The sequence below is a fragment of the Teredinibacter franksiae genome, assembly GCF_014218805.1.
GTDB classification, from domain to species: domain Bacteria; phylum Pseudomonadota; class Gammaproteobacteria; order Pseudomonadales; family Cellvibrionaceae; genus Teredinibacter; species Teredinibacter franksiae.
On the sequence record NZ_JACJUV010000003.1, the window covers coordinates 41,419 to 62,661 of the forward strand.

At 48.2% G+C, this 21,243-nt stretch carries 16 protein-coding genes; 7 read left to right on the forward strand and 9 right to left on the reverse strand.

Features of this window, described 5'->3' with window-relative positions; all coding sequences use genetic code 11:
- Positions 1 to 52 precede the first annotated feature (52 nt).
- From kdsA to tilS, 3 genes are all read right to left on the reverse strand, one after another.
- A complete protein-coding gene (kdsA, locus tag H5336_RS18525; RefSeq protein WP_185235958.1) occupies positions 53 to 904 on the reverse strand; it encodes a 3-deoxy-8-phosphooctulonate synthase in 852 nt (283 codons plus the stop codon).
- A 27-nt stretch (positions 905 to 931) separates the two neighbouring features.
- The gene (gene pyrG / locus H5336_RS18530; protein ID WP_185235959.1) at positions 932 to 2,554 is read right to left on the reverse strand and encodes a CTP synthase; all 1,623 of its coding nucleotides are present in this window, start codon (positions 2,552 to 2,554) and stop codon (positions 932 to 934) included.
- 226 nt (positions 2,555 to 2,780) lie between these two features.
- A complete protein-coding gene (gene tilS, locus H5336_RS18535; RefSeq protein WP_185235960.1) occupies positions 2,781 to 4,091 on the reverse strand; it encodes a tRNA lysidine(34) synthetase TilS in 1,311 nt (436 codons plus the stop codon).
- Positions 4,092 to 4,143: 52 nt separating this feature from the next.
- Between tilS and H5336_RS18540 the strand changes: the two genes are divergently transcribed.
- A complete protein-coding gene (locus tag H5336_RS18540; protein WP_185235961.1) occupies positions 4,144 to 6,129 on the forward strand; it encodes a S9 family peptidase in 1,986 nt (661 codons plus the stop codon).
- Here H5336_RS18540 and greB read toward each other — a convergent pair.
- From greB to H5336_RS18555, 3 genes are all read right to left on the reverse strand, one after another.
- Positions 6,119 to 6,595: a transcription elongation factor GreB gene (greB, locus tag H5336_RS18545; protein WP_185235962.1), complete on the reverse strand. Its 477-nt coding sequence runs from the start codon at positions 6,593 to 6,595 to the stop codon at positions 6,119 to 6,121. The genes H5336_RS18540 and greB overlap by 11 nt on opposite strands.
- Positions 6,596 to 6,751: 156 nt before the next feature.
- Positions 6,752 to 7,981: a cyclic di-GMP phosphodiesterase gene (locus tag H5336_RS18550; RefSeq protein ID WP_185235963.1), complete on the reverse strand. Its 1,230-nt coding sequence runs from the start codon at positions 7,979 to 7,981 to the stop codon at positions 6,752 to 6,754.
- A gap of 107 nt (positions 7,982 to 8,088) precedes the next feature.
- Complete coding sequence (locus H5336_RS18555) at positions 8,089 to 9,264, reverse strand: amino acid aminotransferase (RefSeq protein WP_185235964.1); 1,176 nt, start codon at positions 9,262 to 9,264, stop codon at positions 8,089 to 8,091.
- 106 nt (positions 9,265 to 9,370) lie between these two features.
- On the opposite strand from H5336_RS18555, the gene H5336_RS18560 reads away from it, so the two are divergent.
- Positions 9,371 to 9,838, forward strand: a complete 468-nt coding sequence (locus H5336_RS18560) for an Lrp/AsnC family transcriptional regulator (protein WP_185235965.1) — start codon at positions 9,371 to 9,373, stop codon at positions 9,836 to 9,838.
- Positions 9,839 to 11,203: 1,365 nt separating this feature from the next.
- Entirely contained in the window at positions 11,204 to 12,658 is a 1,455-nt protein-coding gene (locus H5336_RS18565) for a DUF3360 family protein (protein ID WP_185235966.1), read from the forward strand.
- Positions 12,659 to 12,719: 61 nt separating this feature from the next.
- On the opposite strand, the gene H5336_RS18570 is transcribed toward H5336_RS18565, so the two are convergent.
- Entirely contained in the window at positions 12,720 to 13,079 is a 360-nt protein-coding gene (locus H5336_RS18570; RefSeq protein WP_185235967.1) for a diacylglycerol kinase, read from the reverse strand.
- A gap of 119 nt (positions 13,080 to 13,198) precedes the next feature.
- Positions 13,199 to 13,834, reverse strand: a complete 636-nt coding sequence (pdxH, locus tag H5336_RS18575; RefSeq protein WP_185235968.1) for a pyridoxamine 5'-phosphate oxidase — start codon at positions 13,832 to 13,834, stop codon at positions 13,199 to 13,201.
- 60 nt (positions 13,835 to 13,894) lie between these two features.
- On the opposite strand from pdxH, the gene H5336_RS18580 reads away from it, so the two are divergent.
- Both H5336_RS18580 and H5336_RS18585 read left to right on the forward strand, forming a co-directional pair.
- Entirely contained in the window at positions 13,895 to 14,539 is a 645-nt protein-coding gene (locus H5336_RS18580; protein WP_185235969.1) for a molybdenum cofactor guanylyltransferase, read from the forward strand.
- Between the two features lie 97 nt (positions 14,540 to 14,636).
- On the forward strand, positions 14,637 to 15,413 hold the full coding sequence (locus H5336_RS18585) for a hypothetical protein (RefSeq protein WP_185235970.1): 777 nt from the start codon (positions 14,637 to 14,639) through the stop codon (positions 15,411 to 15,413).
- Between the two features lie 29 nt (positions 15,414 to 15,442).
- Here H5336_RS18585 and H5336_RS18590 read toward each other — a convergent pair whose 3' ends face one another.
- Positions 15,443 to 18,085, reverse strand: a complete 2,643-nt coding sequence (locus H5336_RS18590) for a cadherin-like beta sandwich domain-containing protein (RefSeq protein ID WP_185235971.1) — start codon at positions 18,083 to 18,085, stop codon at positions 15,443 to 15,445.
- Positions 18,086 to 18,485: 400 nt separating this feature from the next.
- Here H5336_RS18590 and H5336_RS18595 point away from each other — a divergent pair, with 400 nt between their 5' ends.
- Both H5336_RS18595 and H5336_RS18600 read left to right on the forward strand, forming a co-directional pair.
- Complete coding sequence (locus tag H5336_RS18595; RefSeq protein WP_185235972.1) at positions 18,486 to 19,955, forward strand: hypothetical protein; 1,470 nt, start codon at positions 18,486 to 18,488, stop codon at positions 19,953 to 19,955.
- A gap of 43 nt (positions 19,956 to 19,998) precedes the next feature.
- Positions 19,999 to 20,625, forward strand: a complete 627-nt coding sequence (locus H5336_RS18600) for a VWA domain-containing protein (RefSeq protein WP_376766557.1) — start codon at positions 19,999 to 20,001, stop codon at positions 20,623 to 20,625.
- Positions 20,626 to 21,243: the final 618 nt, after the last annotated feature.

Here is a 21,243-nt window from a genome sequence, read left to right on the forward strand (position 1 = left end):
AACACTTAGCTAATGTGGGAACCGCTGTTAAAGGCGCCCTACTTTAAATTAATTAAATAATTTCCAACGGTGGTAAAACTTTTATTAAGTTATCCACTGCTTTTATTTGCCCAAGAAAGGGCTCCAGCTTATCTAGCGGGAGGGCACTAGGGCCATCACATTTCGCCTGCGCTGGATTGGGGTGGGCTTCCAAAAACAAACCTGCAAGCCCAACGGCCATGCCGGAGCGCGCCAGCTCGGCCGTTTGGTTGCGACGACCGCCGGATGCAGCACCCAACGGGTCGCGAAACTGAAGGGCGTGAGTGACATCAAAGATAACGGGCAGGCCGTTACTCACTTCCTTCATAGTGCGGAAACCCAGCATGTCGACAACTAAATTGTCGTAGCCCATACAGGTTCCCCGCTCGCAGAGAATAAGGTTTTCATTGCCTCCCTCTGCAAATTTCTCAATGATATTTTTCATTTGGCCGGGGCTTAAAAACTGCGGTTTTTTAACGTTAATAACTGCTTTGGTTTTTGCCATGGCCTCTACCAAGTCTGTTTGACGAGCCAAAAAGGCCGGTAACTGAATGACATCTGCCACTTCCGCAACCGGTGCCGCCTGATGGGGTTCATGCACATCGGTAATGACCGGGATATTAAACTCCGCTTTTATCGCCTCGAATATACGCAGCCCTTCGTCCATTCCCGGCCCACGGTAGGAGCTAATGGAAGAACGGTTGGCTTTGTCGAATGAGGCTTTAAATACGTAGGGTATACCCAGCTTTTCCGTCACCTTTACGTATTTTTCGGCAATTTGCAGAGCCAGATCTTTCGATTCCAGCACATTCATGCCACCAAATAAGGTAAAGGGCCTATCGTTGGCAACTTCTAGGCTGCCAACCTTAATAACTTTGTGTTGCAAACGGTGTTTCTCCTTTAGCGCGCGATTCTACCCACGGGTAGCGAGTGCGGCCTTGATGTAACTTAAGAACAATGGGTGCGCGTCCCTTGGTGTTGAAGTAAATTCCGGGTGAAATTGACAAGCAACAAACCAAGGGTGATCTGGCAACTCTACAACTTCGACCAAAGTGTCATTTGCCGACCACCCGCCAATGTGTAAACCGGCCTGCCTAAGCTGGTCTAAATAGGTGTTATTGACTTCATAGCGGTGACGATGGCGCTCTTCAATGAGTTCCTTGCCATAGATGCTAGCCGACTTGGAGCCTTTTTCCAGGTGGCACTCCTGACTACCAAGGCGCATGGTGCCACCCATATCGGAACTTTCGTCGCGTTTTTCCTTATCGCCCTCGGCCGTTATCCACTCCGTAATCAAACCAATAACAGGGTGCGGGGTTTTGGGGTTGAATTCGGTACTGTTGGCTTCGTCTAGTTGCACCACGTTACGCGCAAACTCAATAACCGCACACTGCATGCCGAGGCATATACCGAGGTATGGGATGTTGTTTTCACGGGCATAGCGCACGGTCATTAGTTTGCCTTCTAGACCGCGCTCACCAAAGCCGCCAGGCACCAGAATAGCATCGGCATCGGCCAATATGCCGGTGCCCTGCTCTTCTATATCTTCGGCGTTTATATAATTAATTTTTAGATCGGCACCGTCGTGCAGTGCCGCATGGCTCAGGGCTTCGTTCAGCGACTTGTAGGCGTCAAGTAAGTCCATGTACTTGCCTACCATGGCAACAGTCACCTCTTTGGTGGCATTGCGCTCTAGCTCCACCACGTGCTCCCACTCTTTCAAGTCGGCTTCGGGTGCTTCTAGGCCAAATTTATCGAGCACAATCTGGTCTAGGTTGAAACTGCGGAGTATTTGCGGAATAGCGTAAATCGATTTGGCATCGGCCAAGGGCACAACCGCACGCTCTTCCACGTTGGTAAACAGGGAGATTTTACGGCGTGAATCGATGTCAATTTCCTGCTCAGACCGACACAGCAGGATATCCGGCTGCAGGCCAATGGAGCGCAGTTCTTTTACCGAATGCTGGGTGGGCTTGGTTTTAGTCTCGCCAGCGGTGGCAATGTAAGGCACTAGGGTAAGGTGCATGAGCAGTGCGCGCTGGTTACCCATTTCCACTTTAAGCTGGCGAACAGCTTCCAAAAACGGCTGGGATTCAATATCCCCCACGGTGCCACCAATTTCGACAAGGGCAATATCGTAACCATCACCACCGCTAAGAATACGGCGCTTAATTTCGTCGGTAATATGGGGAATAACCTGCACGGTACCGCCCAAATAGTCGCCACGGCGTTCTTTACGCAGTACGGTTTCGTATACACGACCGGTGGTAAAGTTGTTACGCTTGGTCATTTTAGTGCGAATAAAACGTTCGTAATGGCCCAGGTCCAAATCCGTTTCGGCGCCGTCTTCGGTGACGAAGACCTCTCCGTGCTGGAAGGGGCTCATGGTGCCAGGGTCTACATTAATGTAGGGGTCGAGCTTAAGAATGGTAACTTTGAGGCCGCGAGCCTCCAAAACTGCCGCCAGGGATGCCGAAGCGATACCCTTTCCCAGTGACGACACAACGCCGCCGGTCACAAATATATATTGAGTCATCGAAACCCTATACCAGATTGTTTAAATGCTTATGCAGGTTGTAAGCGATAGCGAATACGCTTTTACCTGAATAGTTGAAAACTGGAGTTACTGAGGGGGCGAAAGTGAAGGCTTTATACCGAAATTGGCTCTAAATCTGTTCGCATTTCCGTAAGCATAGACTGCCCCTGAGATGGGACGCCAGAGTACCAGAAAGCCGACGCTGACTCAATCCGAAAATGGCGCTTTAGCACCCCTGCCATAACCAGTTTAGCCGAATGCCGCCTTCTTGAACCTGGCTAGCACAGATCCATAAATCACCCACGGCAACCAGCTCCTCGCCACAGTATATAAGGGGTATACGGTCGCGCAGCCACGGCTCTAGCTTATATTCCAGCAGTAGCTTTTTTAACATTTGTGATTTTGCACGATTTTCGGGGCGGCAACGCTCGCCACCACGGCGGTAACGCACAGTATAGTCACCAGCCGCCAAGCCCGTTTCGGCTGACTGTGCGGTTAGTGTGAACCCCTGCCCCAGCGTCAAAGGCGCTTGCGAGCACCAGGGCAATGGCTGTGCATTATGGGTAACCAACCGCGGTAACAAGTACAGCCGCTGCTTAAAGCGGCGTACACTGCACTCTCCCCAGCACACTTCAGGCGCTGCATCGTCTGCGGCTGCCAATAACTTTTCTATCTCTAGCAGGTGCTGCTGGCTAGGCAGTAAGTGGTAGCGAAGCCCCACCCAATAACGCAGCAAATGCTTTTGCCGGCTTGCTGAATATGATTCCAACTGATGTAAACACAGACTTTCTCCCACACGTTCGCGGCGCGGGCTAGCATTGGCGTAGTCCTCTGCGGCATATTCATCCAACAACGACTGATTCTCAGCTAACAACCCGGCAGCCTTTGCCAGTTGGCGCTGCGCCTGCGGCCAACGGCTCTGCAACAACGGCATAACATCGTTACGTAAGTAGTTTCGATCATAATCCGTTTGTTGGTTGCTCTCGTCTTCAACCCAGCTAAGCCTGCAACTTTGGGCATAATTACGCAGCTCTTCACGGGTATAACCCAACAATGGCCGTAACAATTGCGCCGTGGCTCCACCCCCAACGCAAAGATTGCGTTGCTTGGGTACACCAGCCAAACCTTTTAAGCCTGCGCCACGCACAAGCCTAAACAATAGCGTTTCAGCCTGGTCCCCAGCATGATGGGCCGTTAGCAGAACGTCACCTTTGTGCATTATGCTTGCAAACGCGCAATAACGAGCATCTCGGGCAGCAGCCTCTAAGCCGCGTCCTTCCCGACTTAGCTCCACGGCAATTTGTTTATAGGCAACACCAAGGGCAGCACTAACCTGGCGGCAGTGTTCGCCCCAGGTTTTTGCCTCAGCAGAAAGCTGGTGATCTATATGAACAGCCGTAAGCTTAGGTAACTGAAGTTGCGCCAATTGGTGCAGTAGCACGGTAGAATCCAAGCCGCCACTAAAGCCAACCAACACCTGATTCGCCTCACGTAGTTGCGGTGCGCAGCTTCGCAGCGCTTGAAAAATTTCGGCCATAATGAAAAAGTTCGCTCTTTTGTGTGGTCACAACCCTTAATTCAAACAAATTATGAACGATAAAAGCAAAATTTCTCTGCCTTTTGGCAGCTGGCCTTCAAATATAACCGCCGAACGGGTTGCCGGAAAAACGCCAAAACTAGCTGAACCCTGCATTGATAACAACCGGTTATTTTGGCTACAAACCCTGCCGGAAGAAAAAGGCAGGGTTGCGGTAATGATGAAACCGCTGGTAAATAATCACAGCGGCGAAGCTCGTTGCATACTTCCTCGACCACTTAGCGCTAAATCCAAAGTACACGAATACGGCGGCGGTAGTTACTGTGTAGACGGCAACATGCTCTATTTTGTACTCGCCGACGACCAGCAGGTTTACTGCGCAGATGTCACGCGTTCGGATTTTCAGCCAGAAGTGCTGTCATCAAACAATACAGCTTTTTCAAACGATAGCGATAGCCAGTTGCGGTTCGCCGACCTAAGCCTAGACGAAAGTGGTGCCAAGCTACTGGCGGTATGCGAGCAGCATTTCCATGACCGTAAGCAAGAGCCCGAGACTCGCCTAGTCGCTATCCATACCAACGGTAGCGGTACCATTGACGTTATTGCCGAGGGCAACAATTTCTACTCCAACCCCACACTTTCTCCCTGTGGCAACACGTTATGTTGGTTAAGCTGGAATCACCCCAATATGCCCTGGGACTCAACCCAGCTTTGGCTGTGCCACCGAAACGACGAGGGGCACTTTGTTCAAGCCAGTGCAGTATGTGTTGCCGGTGATACCGGCAACGAGAGTATTTTTCAACCGCGCTTTTCACCTACCGGTGATTTGATTTTTGTATCAGACCGTAACAATTGGTGGAACCTCTATCGCATTACGAAAGAAAATTTTTGCGAGGGAGTATTTACTGCTGAACGCATAACCCACCTTAACGCAGAGTTCGCGACGCCCCAGTGGACATTCAATATGTCTACCTACGCATTTCTAAACGAGCACTCTATTCTCGCAACCTACACACAAAACGGCGCTTGGCAACTAGCCACTATCGATACCCGCTCTTCACCGTACTCACTTAAAAAGATTAACGCAGCCCATTTAAACCTCACCGTTATTCACGGTATAGAGTGCAGCGAAAACAATGCTGTATTTATTGCAGCGGGGCCAACATTTGCGGCCAATGTATACCATTATTGCGATGGCACAACCAATGCGATTATCCAAAATGAAGAGTTGGTGGCTCCCGCCGAATGCTCAATACCGAAGGCCGTACAATTCTCTACGGGGAAAAGTGCAACCCAGACCGCCTATGGTTTTTACTACCCCCCAGCTAACGCCCACTATTTTTGCACAGAGGGAAAACCACCCCTTATCGTTATTTGCCACGGTGGCCCAACCGGCGCCACCGAAAACGCACTGAATTTAAAAATCCAATATTGGACGAATCGAGGCTTTGCGGTAATGGATGTAAATTATCGCGGTAGCACAGGGTTTGGCAGAACATTCCGCCACGACCTACATAACAACTGGGGCATTTACGATGTAGAGGATGTATGTGCGGCAGCAAATTACGCTGTAGAGCAAGGTTGGGCAGCGGCTGACAAACTGATCATTAAGGGCAGCAGCGCCGGTGGCTACACGGTGCTTGCGGCCTTAACCTTCAGTAGCACTTTTAGTGCTGGAGTGAGCCTTTACGGTATTGGCAACCTAGAAACCCTTGTGTGCGACACCCACAAATTTGAGGCGCGGTACCTAGACAAGCTTGTCGGCGACTACAACCACCAACGTGAACGTTACCGGCAACGCTCTCCTATTCATTTTGTAAACAACATTAATTGCCCACTACTGGTATTTCAGGGGCTGGAAGACAAGGTTGTTCCGCCCAACCAAGCTGAAGCCATGGTAAAGGCCGTAAAGGCGAAAGGCTTAAAGGTAAATTACGTTACCTTTGAGGATGAAGGCCATGGGTTTAGAAATGCTCACAATATAAATACCATGCTCAACGAAGAGCTGCGCTTTTATCAACAGGTATTTAACCTGTAGCATATTGAATACTCAGCACATACCAATTAACGAGGCCAGTGGGCGTTTTAACCACAGCCTCGTCATCCACCGCTTTTTTTAGCAGCGCTCTCGCCATAGGTGAATCTATAGAAATGTAATCGTTACGGCCATAAATTTCATCTGGCCCCACAATACGAAAGCTCAGTTTTTCGCCTTCGTCGTTTTCCACGTTTACCCAGGCACCAAAAAAAACTTTTCCGCTCTGCTGCGGCGAATAGTCGACGATGGTTAAGTCTTTTAACCGCTTACGCAAAAAACGAACACGTCGGTCTATTTCTCTTAGCCGTTTTTTATTGTACTGATAATCGGCGTTTTCACTGCGATCACCCAAGGATGCCGCCCAAGCGACTTTTTGGGTAACTTCTGGCCGCTCCGTACGCCAAAGGGTATCCAGCTCTTCTTCGAGCTGGCGAAAACCTTCACGGGTAATAAGATTTGTTTTCAAAGCGGGTTTACTCACTGCAAAATTGAATCACCATTTTGCCGATTAATGGCGAAAATGCAATGAATGTAGATCAGAGGTTTATCGATTAGAGGACAAATAGAATGTCGCGATCCATTAACGGCCAACGTGCGTACAAGTGCCTAAAGGCAAAAATAGCTAATGACGAATAACCAAACCTTTCTTCTGATATTCACGTAGGCGAAGGCCAAAACTACCATCACGCCATACTTGTTTAATCAAGTATTTTCTTGGCAATTCGCCGGTTTCTATATGCGCCAAGTCTTTTACCTGTTCTTTTTCACACTGCCGTTTATTTTCATTCAACAACAAAATAACCCGAGGCAAATGTCGTAGCCGAGGGTTTGATTCCATAACGATACCCACTTCACCACTGTATAATTCCACAATGGCACCCGCAGGATACAAGCCAATAGTTTCGATAAATTTAATCGCTAGCTGCTCGTCAAAGTGTTTACCTTTTTCGGTATAAATAATCTTTAACGCTTCGGTGGAGGTTTTTGCCCGTGAATAGCAACGGTCGGCTGTCATCGCATCGTAGGCATCCACTATGGCAATAATACGGGAATAACGCGAAATACCGTGGCCCGGCAATTTACGCGGGTAGCCAGTACCATCGATTTTCTCATGGTGGCTATACGCCACATCAATAGCACCCGTATAAATATTACTGCTTGCCAATAAAAGATTTCGTCCGTGAACGGTATGCGCTTTCATTAAACGCATTTCTTTTGGTGTGAGGCTAGCGGGTTTATCTACAATTTCTTGTGGCACACGCATTTTACCCACATCGTGCAGCAGGCCGCACATGCCCAAATTATGCAGTTCGTCTTCATCTATTCCCAATTGACGACCAAAAGCAATCGCAAGAATACACACATTCAGGCAGTGCTCTGCGGTGTATTCTCGTTCATCGCGAATTTTTGCCATCCACAACAGTGCATCCGGATGACGGATAACCGACTGCACGCAGTCATTAACCATACTGCGTGCCGCTGTACCATCCAGTGCGCCACCCAGGCGAATATCGTCGAGTAGGGTTTTGGTCAGCGAGCGTGCTGCACGAAATGTTTTATAGGTTTTTCGATGCTCTTCCTGCACAGACACTTCTGGCGCAAATACATCACTGCGGGGCCGGGCCTGAGTTGCCGTACCTTCATTAGAGCTGAGGGAACTGAGAGCACTCTCGGTATAATCGGTCATAACATACACGTACTCGCAATATTCCGAGACAATGTCTATGTCGTCCTGCTCTTCGAGTAAAAAACCTTGCATAATGAAGGGTGTATCGAGCCAGTCTTTATCGAGCTCAGAGACGTACATACCCACCCGTAACTCACCCACATGCATCTTTACAACTTTGGACATGTTACCCCGCATTAAAAAATCAATTTTGCCAAGAACCCTGGGACAGAAGCCGCCAGCAAAAAATCGTTAGGGCGACTCTCCCATTATAGATACTGATCAGCCCTGCATCAGATTTTGAGTAAAGCTTGGGCAAAAACAGGTAAATTTGTGTCGTTTAACCCCGCAAGGCTTATGCGGCTGCTGCCTATCATAAATACAGCGTGATTTTCCGCCAACGCATTGACTTGCTCGGGCGATATACCGAGGAAAGAAAACATTCCCTGTTGGCGCGCAATATGATTAAAACGACCTTCGGCGCCAGCCGTATTAACGGTATCCACCAGTTTTTTGCGCATAACCTGAATACGTGTACGCATCACACTTACGTCGGCTTCCCAACATTTGCGCAAAACGCTATCCGCAAGAATTTCGGCCACCACCGATGCCCCGTGTGATGGAGGCATGGAATAGATGCCCCGCACAATTGTGGCAATATGCGAGCTGACTGACGCTTTGGCATCACTTTTAACAGCTACCGCCCCCACCCGCTCACGATACAAGCCAAAATTTTTGGAGCAGGATAAGACAAACAAAACCTCAGGTAATTGATCGCACATTAAGCGAATGCCAAAGGCATCCTCCTCCAAACTGAAACCAAAGCCTTGGTAGGCCATATCAATAAAAGGAATTAACCCTTTCTTGCCGCATAGATCGGTTACCGCTTGCCACTGGCCCTGAGTAAGGTCAGCCCCAGTGGGGTTATGACAGCACCCATGTAGAAGCACAAAGTCTCCCTCCCGTGCATTGGCGTTAAGAGCACTGATCATCTCGTCAAAACGGACACTGTGAGTAGCAAAATCGTAATAGGGGTAAGTTTCCAACGTAACGCCCGCATCACCGAGCAACGGAACATGATTGCCCCAGGTTGGGTCGCTTACCCAGATGCGGCTTTTTGGGCTTGTACGCACTATAAGCTCGGCCGCTACGCGCAATGCCCCGCAACCACCCGGTGTTTGCACCAGCGCCACATTCTCCAGCTGTGGATGTGTTTCCCCAAGCGTAAGCTTTGCCAACAGGTCATTAAACTGCAGACTACCCAAAGGGCCCACATAGGCCTTCGAGGTTTCGTTGTTAAGTAAACGTTGCTCGGCCTGCTTCACCGCGTCAAGAACAGGCGTTTGCCCCTGCTCATCTCGATAAACCCCTACTCCAAGGTCTATTTTGTGGGACCTAGGGTCGCTTTTAAACTGAGCTATCAAACCTAATATAGGATCGGGAGGCAACTGAGGTAGAGTGTTGAACATGCAGTATTTCCAAATTCGATGCATTGAGGACGACACGCGCAAAGTGTAAAGTCGTGCGGCTGTAAATTTTAACCCATTCAAAACTGATTTGAGCAAGGTATTCTTCATGAGCGTAACGGCGCTAGACAACTACGATACTAAAATTTTACGCTGCCTGCAGAACAACGCCGAATTATCCATGGCCGATTTGGGTGAGGCCGTTGGTCTATCGCATACGCCCTGCTGGCGCAGGGTAAAACGCCTAGAAGAAGAAGGCTATATCAAGCAACGCGTAACATTGTTAAACGCCGAACAGCTCAATTTAAGCGTGGCAGTACATGCTTATATCACCATTAAAAGTCATGACGAAGAATCTTTACTGGCGTTCGAAAGCTCTGTTCAAACCGTTAATGAAGTTGTGGAATGTTACTCCATAACCGGAGAGAAGGATTATCTACTTAAAGTCGTAGTGGCAAGCGTGGATCACTACGAACAATTACTAAAAGCTAAACTTGTTCATCTTCCTAATGTGGCTTCGGTTAATTCTGTTTTTGCTTTGAAGCAAATTAAATACACAACAGCGCTTCCGCTATAGCGGAAGCGCTGTTGTGGCGCGACTAAGAGGCCTCTACGCAAAGTATAAAGACAAGCGCTAGGCGCCCCACTTGTACTTTAGAAACCCGCGGCGAGTGCGCCAGCAAGCCTTCACTATAAGCCGTAGACACTCCCCCGCTCATAGGTGCTGCTGCATTCGCACTTTCTATAAGCTATAGGCAAAAAAAAGCCCGCCATAGGCGGGCTGGGACTAGTTACACATAAAACACATCAAAACTAAGCGAATAACAACTTCAGTTCACATAACAACAAAAAAACACACTTAACAACACACTTAACAACACACTTAACAACACACTTAACAACACAGTTAACAACAGCTAGTGGTACAACCTTGTGTACGTTGAGAATTACTCAAGCTACTGTTAACTAATTTAACACATACGCATTAAAAATAAAGGATCAAAACGCGATATCAATGGTGAATACCATCACATTTGCTCATTATAAAGCATTAATTCGTATAACTTTCATACTTTTTACACATTTCAATGTTGTTTGTGACGCCTCCAGCAACATTAGATTTTACGAAAGTAATGATAAAACATGAATTCCTATAAATCGCTTCTATCCAGACAGTACCAAAACCCTTTTATCTACACCTGACACTTCATGATGACACCTATCGTGACATTTCCTCTTAATATCCGGGGCTACTCATGTAACTCACCCTCCATTACAGACAGATACCCACACTAAAGTAGCAGTTAAATATAGAAGCTAATATCTCAGAAACTAGAGCTGAATTACTCCTCTACGGATGCGGACTGCCCGTCGAAATGTTTATACGCGCGGGCATAGCCAAGATAGTTGACGTCGAACATGAGCCTTTATTGAACCCACTCAGTATAAATAGCGGTGCCCATAGGATTAATGCGGGAGATTAAAATTATTCTGAATTATTCTGGACACTCGTGCGCCGCACGTGAACCCGGAGAACTATAATTGGTCAGCCAAGCCGCAATTTCTATGCACAATTTTTACTCCGCATGAGCATTAGGATAGATAAGCGGGCATTCCCCTCCATTCCAATGTAAAAACCCAACCTGGGTAATACCCCACACCCTTCTCGACTAGCTTTTTTCGCTTACAAATTAGTAAGTTATAACTAACACAATTTTAACCTACGGAAACCACCCTCTATAACCCTAAATCTATATTTGCTCCTTCTGATATGGATCAAATAATCACGTTAAATTGGTAAGGCCAGTTGGTTAGTCCGCCTGAATTGTATCTGGCGCAAATCCCCCTTCTTATTTTTATTTATCCTTCCACCCCATAACAACGGGTGAAATACCTTTCGAGGATTTCGCAACATTCTGGAGTATCACAAGAGGTTATCTTTATGCTTGATCCAGACGCAATGAGTTACAGCGAAAAACGAAAGCCTGCCAAACATTTTTCGAGCCGTGCCGAATATCTGGAGCATGAGTTAACGATTAAGAAATTTCGCCGCTGGCGGATTCACCTTCCGTATCGTGATTACGGCATAGAAATTGAGGATTGGGTTCCCGCGCTTGCGGCCACCATTGGCAAGGTGGTTATGGTTACCGCCATGGTTGCGGCCTTTGCTGCACAATATGGGTTGTCGCCTGAGTTTATTGCTGAAAATGTACGCTTCGAGTTACTTATAGCCGGCGTGCTGTTTGTGGTTTTATTCTCTGCAATACTAAACCCGACGGCAAACTTAGCGGGCACTCACGGGCCCATGATCCCGCTCATCCCCCTTATTGCCGCAGCGGGCGGTCACCCTCTAGCACTGGGGATTATGGTCGGCGTTTTCGGTTTGCTACTCAGTATATCCAAGGGCGGCTCCAAGCTGGTAAATTTAACCGGCGAAGGCGTTCGTGGTGGGCTTTTAATTTACTTGGGTGCCGTTGGGCTAATCGGTCAGATTGCCAAGCTTAAAGGCTGGTCTACTGGCACCGGTATCGCGGGCATGGCGTTTGTGGTTATTTTCGTCACCATTGTGATTTATGCCTATCTTGCGCGCATTCAAAAGCGCTGGCTCGCCATTCCTTTATGCTCTGCCGTAGCAGGTGTTGTCGCCTACGCCATGGGAGCTTCATTCGAATTTGTGACTGCGCCCGGCCTACCAAACATGAGCCCTTTCTACTGGTGGGGAGAAAACACCGGTTGGCAAATGGGCTGGCCAAACCTGAATCACTTTATTGCGGTAACACCTTTCGCCATCCTTGCGGTTGCCATGTGGTCTCCCGATTTCCTCGGACACCGAGTATTCCAAGAACTCAACTACCCCAGTAAGGCCAAAGGCGTTCTGATGAATGTTGACGACACTATGGCTATATGTTCTGTGCGCCAGATTGTGGGTGCCGGTCTAGGTGGTGGTAATTTGGCCTCCTCTTGGGGTACGTACATGATCCCCGCGGCCATCGCTAAGCGTCCTATTCCGGGCGGTGCGCTGTTAACCGGTATTCTTTGTGTAGTAGCCGGTATTCTAGGTTTCCCAATGGACTTAGCTATGTGGGAACCGGTGCTTCGTATTGCTCTGATTGTGGGTGTGTTCTTACCTCTGCTTGAAGCAGGAATGCAAATGGTAAAAGACTCCAAAAACTCTCAGAGCGCGGGCATTTGCATATTCTCCTGCGCACTGGTTAACCCCGTGTTTGGCTGGGCCTTAACGATGCTGCTAGATAATCTCGGCTTTATTGGTGACAAAGAGCGCGGCGAAAAACTCTCAATGCAAGACAAGCTGATAATACCGCTTATCGCTGTAATTGTGTGCATAGGCTCATTGGCCGCGGTAGGACAACTACCTGGAATTCCTGCACTTATCTAGTTCTTTGTTGTTCGGTGTTTATCCGATCACTCTTTATACCCGGCGCAAGCCGGGTATTTTTTTAGAAAAACACAACGCTAATCCAAACAAACACTAATAAACAAACACTCAACAATACCGCAGCGGAAGCTATATCTTTCGCTCTACCCGCCAACTCATGGTGCTCATAACCAACCCTGTCTACAACCGACTCAATTGCGCTATTAAGCAACTCTACAATCAATACCATCACCACGGCTGTAACCATGACAACGCGTTCCAGTGACGTTACATCCAACCAAAAGGCCAATGGAATCAGTACCACCGCCAGTAAAAGCTCCTGCCGAAACGCTGCTTCATTTCTAAAAGCGGCGATAAAACCCCTATAGGAATATATCGACGCCTTCACCAAGCGGCTAAACCCTTTGTTTTTACTTATCATACGGATGGGCCCTCACAAGCCATGAAATTCGAACCCGAAAACCTATGAACGATACTGTGGTGCCTTTGGGCTGGCGATAGCTCATGCCAGCTTTGTTACCGCTGCCATCTTATTGATAACTATGGCGCTAAGCGCTCAATGACCCACTGCTGATCTCGCCGGGCATACTGAAAGCGATCATGCAGTCGGCTACCGCCGCCCTGCCAAAATTCGAACACGGCGGGCTTAACTCTATAACCACCCCAGAAATCAGGCAAAGGAATTGCGCCTTGGCCAAATTTAGATTTCATCGATTCAAATTGCATTAACAGCGCTTTGCGAGAACTTATTTGATGACTTTGATGTGAAGCCCAAGCCCCAATCTGACTCTCGCGTGGACGTGTTAAAAAATATTTAATCGACTCAGCGGTGGAAATACGCTCCGCAGCCCCTTCAATCTCTACTTGGCGCTCCATACCGTGCCAAGGAAAATGTAGACAAACGTTGCCATTAGCCTCCATTTCCCTGGCTTTCTTACTGCCATAGTTGGTGAAAAATACAAAGCCTTTCTCGTCGAGGTGCTTAAGCAGCACAATTCTCTGGCTTGGTTTACCCTCGGCCGATACCGTTGCCAAGGTAAATGCCGTTGGGTCGGGAATACCCGCCTCAATCGCCTGCTTCAGCCATAACTCAAATTGGGCAATAGGTTCGCCCAATAAATTGTCGCGCCGTAAACCACCAGCGAGGTACTCTCGGCGTATATCTTCAAGTTTCATATATCAGGTATGATTGTTAACGCTTATTTTAGCCGCCGATATTACCGGGCCATCGTTGCTATGTCATTGAAAGATTTTACCGCTCCCTCCGTTTCCGCTTTTATTCTTGCTGGCGGCGCCAACCGCCGAATGGAAGGCCGGCAAAAGATCTTTATGCCACTTGGGAGTCAAACAATTCTTCAACATATATGCAACACTCTAAAACCCCAAGTAAAGCAAATAGCGCTCAGCTTTAACTCAAAGCCAGAAGGCTTAACGGAGCTGCAACTTGTCAAAGATAATTTTAACGAACTGAACGGGCCGATGGCGGGCGTTGTGGCTGGGCTAAACTGGCTAAAAAAACAAATAGACGGCGGAGAGTGGCTACTCACTACACCCGGTGACTCACCTTTCCTACCCGACAATTTGGTGGAGCAACTACTGCAACGTGCATCACCATCGCGTGTACCGCATTTTATCTGCTGGAACGAGCGCGACTACTATTTAACATGCCTGTGGCACATTTCAGCTTTACCCAGTATCGAACGGTACCTGGCCGAAGGGCAGCGTTCAGCCAAAGGGGCACTCAAAATACTGGGTGCCGAAAAAGTAACGCTGAGCAAGCACGATGCTCTAACTCATCACAGCAAGCAAGAACTGCTGTTCTTCAACATCAATACGCCGGAAGATTATGACAAGGCCAACGCACATTTTTCCAAACAATAAATTTAGGCGAACTTTTTCAAAGCCCTATTTCACAGGCGTTTCGCTGTTACTCGCCACCCTGCTATTGTCGCCCAGCGTCTCTGCAGCCTGCCGTGAAATGGCCAAAACCGAACTAGAGCAAACTTACTGCGCAATAAAAGCCAAAGGAAAAGGCTCCAGCCTTCCAATGTTTAGCGATTTCCGAAAAAATCCAGAAAAAATACAACGGCTTTTACTCAAGAAACACGCAAAACAAGCGGGTATCCCACTGCCCGAAACTACGCCATCACCGATGGACACCGCCACCACTGCACCCCGTCAAAACAGGTCGACCCAACCCACACCAGTGCCTCTGACTAGCAAAACAGAGCGAGCACCAACGCCACCACAAAAGCCCAAAACAGACACCCGCGCAACCGAGCTGAACAGCTGCCAGCTTAACCAGTTAACGATTACGTGCTCATTTGGCCGTTATCGACTGCAAACCAACCACCCCAACCGTGAACTCACCGGCGACGCACTGTCTCCGGTGAATCGCCTATTACTTGCCGATCGACAATCGCCCCACTATCGCAACGCAAGCAATTTAGTTTACCTGAGCGAAACTTACCCGTTGTACATCGAAAAAATGTTGAGTATTGGCCTAGGAGATTCCACCATGAGTTTCACCCGCTACGCAGCAACGTACGAAGAAATTCAGGTGCAAAAACAAAATTTTTCTACGCGGTTTAATGCCATGTTTGAGCTTTTAAAGAAAGAAAAAGCTAACAACAGCATTCAGCGACGGTACGATAATAGCTATCCGCAAAACCTCAGCCAATGTATGTCAGCCAATGCCAAACTGCTGATATGCGATAACGTAAACAGGAATTGGGTGTACTTGAGGGAGATATAAAAAAGGGCGGTAAATTCCGCCCTTCTTATTTATTGTTCGATCAATTTGAATTGCTGTAGACCACTGCCAAAGCTTAGCGCGATCATCGCCGTTGCATCTATTTCGTCGTTACCGGTCAAAACATAGCGGAAAGCCGAGTCTCCGCGGTTGGCAAATACCACTTCATCGCCGTTATGAACCGGCAACCAACGTAGCATATAACCGTCCATAAAGTTTAAGATACGCGGAAAATCTTCCGCTGGATTTAGCGTAACGAGAGGCTCCGCGGGGTTGAGGACAAACCTCGGTGTTGCCGGTACGAGCACACGAGCCAAATCATCGGCTGGCGCCAACATTATGTAGCCATCGCCACCATTAACCAACTTCCAGTACTGATCGCTACTCTGTGCGCAATCCGCCATAAAAACCAAGGGAAGAAATGGGCGGTTTTCACCAAGCGCATCAATTTCTTCTCGGGTTAGGTACGGCCGCTCTTCACGCAAGCACAAGGGTGCATCTGTTGAGGTCTGCAATTGATAAACCGGCACCTGATAATCGGTATTTATGCCTGCACCATCGTAACGCACCTCTACATCGTCTTCACGGCTGTTTTCTGCCACGTTAAGCACAGACACATCATTACTGTTCGCTAATGCAATATCGGCTTCGGCCAAATCTGAAATGTTCTGGAAAAAGTTATTATTCTCCCCCCAATTGTCGGTTACCCAATCACGAGAAACGTTTTTTGCGCTGAGAAGCGAACTAAAAGCAGAACCTTCACTATTGATAAAGCTGTTATAACTGACAGAAGCGTCGTTCCCTTTTACAACCAGCAAGCTACCATCTTCGGCATTTGAGCCAGTGGATTGTGTATCGAAAATATTATACTGAACAAGCGTACGTAAAGTACCTTCGCGTATTTCTATGGCTTCGGCTGCAATATTAGGGCCGAAGGTATTACTGCGAATAGTATTATCATAGGCTTTTTCGTCCATTGTTCCGTCTGGAGCTGTAGCCCAATCATCGGCTGAAGAACCAATAACAATTGCTTCTCCACGCGTTTCAAGACCCTCTCGCGGGGCCAACCCGGTATTGGCAAACGAAGAGCCTCGAACCTGATTATGCGAACTGCCATTGGCCACGATTAAGGCTCGCTCACCGACACCATCAATTAAAAGGTTTTCAATGGTATTGTTACTGGCCGCGTCTAAAACCAACCCGTTTTGCGCACCTCCAATTTGCAAATATTTAATCTGCCAATGATTGCCGTTTAATTTAAGCGCATCGTTAGCGGTATGGTCAGCGCCAGTTACCTGCGCAAAAACAGAACTAGAACGACTACGGAGAATAATGGGGTCCTCCGCCGTGCCACTTCGGTCTGAGAAAAAGTGGGCCTGTGCATCACCACTCGCTTCCACTGACACTTCGCCGGTATATTCTCCACTAGCGAGCACAATCTCATCACCAGGCTCAGCGTTTTTAAGGGCCGATTGCAATTCAGCGGCTGTTGCTACAGCAACCCAATTAGTACTCCTACGGGTAATATTAAACACATAATATTTTATGGCCGTGCCGTTGGTAGCCGTGACCTCCACTGCGCGCTCAATGAAATTTTCCTCTATGCTAATATCAAGTGGTGTACCACTCTCTACCGTTATTGCGCCATCTTTTAAGCCGGTTATCTCACCGTCTCCATCAACGACTGGTTCACCATAGCGAATAGATGCACCGGCAATAGTCGTTACAGCCGTTAGCTGCATACTCGTAACATCTCGATTAATAGCGCCTTCATAGGAGCTGATATAACAACCGAAGTCACGGGCAAATTCGACACCTGTCAATATCATCGAGTTTAGCGTTGCGTCTGCGGTATACTCCGCCTCAGTACCCGTAGCTCGCTTTACCACCAGGCTATAGCTTTCGGTTGCCCCCCCATACGCAGCCTCTGCCACCAAAGCGAAGGAATTATCTCCCTCCTCAACATCGTACGGGATAAATTCTAGGTGGTCTGCTTCCAGCCCATTGACCGTTAAACCTGCATAGCGGTCGTTAGTGCGGCCCCTCAGGAGTATCATGCAGGTCTCATATGCGACCTCAGCAACATAGGGAATATTTGGAACAGCCGGGTCAAATTTAGGGTCTAGATCTACGGCTACTGGATCAAAAACCTCCAACCCCAACAACATCGCCTTACTATTCACACGATGAACATTTATCGTGTAGGTAAGCAAGTGATTCAAAGGTTGAGTTCTCACCCGCAGGGCAATCACGTTATCGCCCTCACGAATGGTTTTGGTATCGACTTCCCCCAGCTCAATCTGGTTTAACTCGCCATTATACGCAACGATATAATTGCCATCCTCGTCCTTCACAGGCAGGCCGTTCTCGTCAACCTCAAACTCTTGTTTGTAGATTTCCAGCACCGCATCTTCTGCATTAGTAGCAGCCGTGATGTTGATGCTCTCTACGTCGGTTGCTAAGTTAAGCGTGTATGGCCCGACATAATCGGGGTCGAAGGCTGGCTCCAACTCACCCACATCCACTTCCAGCGTGGTTAAGCGTAAATCGACGTAATTACTGTAGTCCGTTACGGCGCCTTTTTTGCGGTCGGTATCGTCACCACAGCCTTGAACAAAGATAAAGGAAATAACGGTGCAGGTAAGTGCAAGGAGAGAAAGTTTACTGCGTAACATTCGATGAATTAGTCCAAATAGGTAAACGATTTGAGAGCGGGAAATTTTACGGGCGACAATGTCGTAATTTGCGGCCCCACAGCACGCTCCAGTGCTAGGAAATCAGGGCGAACAAGGTACTCGTTATCGCACTCTGAGTAAAGAGTGCAAATGTAACCTAAGCACCGGCCCAATGCGAATTCCCAGTTCCTTTGACCCAGCGGAGCAAAACAAAGTTCACCACTTTTTAATCCTTTAAAATCAATTACTTACCCGTGCCATATTTCGCCACATTTGGGCAGAATTGATCACCGTGAAAGCGTGAACTGTGCACACTTACGCGCCATAGCCCTTGTTAGAGTAATTCCAACAGGCCAAAAAAGGCCCCGAGTTAATCCATAAACCCACAAGGTGATTCATTATGGCTATAGATACTTCACTTGCCCTCAATAGCTGGGGCACCTTTTTGGTACTGCTTTTAGGCGGCACCTTAATCTTGTATCTCGCCCGCGAGCCGGCCCACAAGGCCATACGAGCGCTGTTTGAAGGCTTGCATGCAGGTTTACGTTTAGCCGCTAAAGCTCTGCAGCGCACACGCCTACTAATAGCAGAGCGTAATCGCGAAGTACTGCTGGCGCAGGGGCGTGAACAGGCTGAACGAGAACTAGAAAAAGAGTTTTTTGAAATCAGTAAATTTGTTCAGCGAGACCTGGGCGGCTACCCCCAGCTACAAAGACAAATGCAGGAGCAGGTAACGCGCATTCAGGATGACTATGAGCGTAGCCGCGAAGTGCCCATACCTGAACCCGACTGGCTTGACGCCGTAGAGTCTATCGCCAAAATGAAGAACGGCGAAAACCCAACCACCGCCAGCGACAAGATACTGGCACAGGTGCATTCCTCGGCTACACAGCAGCACAAAGAAAACCTTGCGGCATATCGCAAGGAGTCTGCCGTACGTCATCGCATCTTACAAACCATCACGCCCTTCTGGCGCAAGCTGGCCTACAGCGTAGATGAAGTAGGAGACAGGCTAAAAGAAATCATAACCCGCAGCCAGAATATTGACAGCCAAATGTTACGCTTTAACGACATTATTGCTGGCACCGATAAAGCCGAACGAGCGCTTAAGGCCTCAGCCATTACGCAGTTTTTAATCGCTGCGCTGGTAACAGCCATTGCTATAGGCGGAGCCTTCTTTAATTTCCACCTCATTGCACTTCCTATGTCGGAAATGGTTGGCTCGGTTCAACGCGTTGGCGGCGTAAAGGTAGCCGACCTGGCCGCACTGGTGATTATCAGCCTAGAGGTTAGTGCCGGTATTTTTCTACTGGAAAGCCTGCGTATAACCAAGCTGTTTCCGCTCATTGGCTCAATGGATGACCGTATTCGCCGCACGATTATGGTATCGGCCGCAACCGTGCTAATAGTGCTCGCTTCAACAGAATCTGCGCTAGCCTTCATGCGCGACCAGATCGCCGGAGATCTAGCCAACCTAAGGGCCTCGCTGGCTGGCGCTGAAGCCGAAGCGACCGTGGTAGCCGGTGGTATAAGCGAATGGATACCACTAGCAGCCAACATGATTCTCGGCTTTATTTTGCCACTGGCTCTCACCATGGTGGCCATACCGCTGGAGTATTTACTGCAAACGGGACGCAGTGTGTTTGGCAGCCTCATTGAAATACTACTGAGTGCAGTGGCAATAGTTTTGCGCATGCTCGCCGGTGTTATTCGCCAGCTCAGCAAAGTGGTGATCAACTTTTACGACCTACTCATCGCCGCACCACTGTGGGTAGAGATGGTAATAAGAAAAAGCCGGAAAAATACAGATGAAGACAACAAATACGCAGGCTCCACTGATTTATCACGCACTCAGACCATTAAGGAGTAAGACCATGAAAAACTATAGAAACACCCTGTTAACTGCCTGCGTGATGACGATTATCAGCCTAATGGGCGGATGCAGCGATGCTCCGCCCGAGGGCTATGCTAAGGGCGTATATTTATTGCTCGACACCTCTGGCACCTATACAAAAGAGCTGACCAAAGCACAGCAGTTGATTAACTACATGCTAGCAATGATGGAACCCGGAGACACCTTCGCGGTAGCGCGTATCGACAGCGGCAGTTTTAGCGAAAAAGACATTGTTGCCAAAGTGGTGCTGGATTCCAGGCCTTCCATTGCCAACAAACAAAAGCGCGAATTTGCGGCACAGGTAGAGGCCTTTGTTACCACGGTGAAAAGTAGCTCCTACACCGATATTTCCGGTGGCCTGCTGCAAGGTATCGAGTACCTGAACGAAGCCAAGGTGGGCAATAAAACCATCATGATTTACTCTGATCTAAAGGAGGAACTGCCAAAAGGCTTCGTGCGGGATTTCGATTTGGTGCTCGACGGTTTTACCGTTCAAGCCTTAAACGTTACCAAATTGCGTGCAGACAATGAAAACCCCCAGGAATACCTAGACCGCCTGTCCCACTGGAGCGAAAAAGTGGTATTAGGTGGTGGCAATTGGCTGGTGATCAACGACCTAGACAAACCCGAAGCCCTCGCCCTTTAGCTCCCGCCTATTTTGTTGATGTGCCCCCAGTATCAAGCCATTTACTGGGGGAATTCACCGCCTCCTCCTTCGTTAGCACAATATTCATCTTTTTTTCACCATTCAGATCACACCCTGGGGTATACTTTCACCTGTGAAAACATCTCCTCTGAATTGGGGTGTCTTCGCAAACATGATTTTTTGGGGGCCTATACGGCCCCCATTTTTTATATCCAAAAAAAACCCTACAAACGCCTTAATTTCTGTCAGAATTGAGCAGCCACTTCTGTAAAAACCCCATAAAAGCCTCTAGTACTTTGTTTTTACAGTCTTTTCTTAAGCTAGAAACCTCCAGCCTTGGCAAAGCACTTTTTTTACCAGCGAAACCATTCATTACGCCAACCCAGCTATTCATCATACCAACCAAAGTATTACATCACTTTCACCGCCACTTCATTCACAAGTTATGAAAAAACAGAAATTCGAAGTGGACACCGCCATTTCTTGATACAGGTCCGGTCTCGGTTTCTGCGCACGTTTTAAATGGTTACCGCATAAAAATAAGAAGAAATAGTAGCTTTGTGGGCAGGACTGTGTGAAGTCGGCAAAACCAATTCATTGTCAATTTCCTGTGATCCG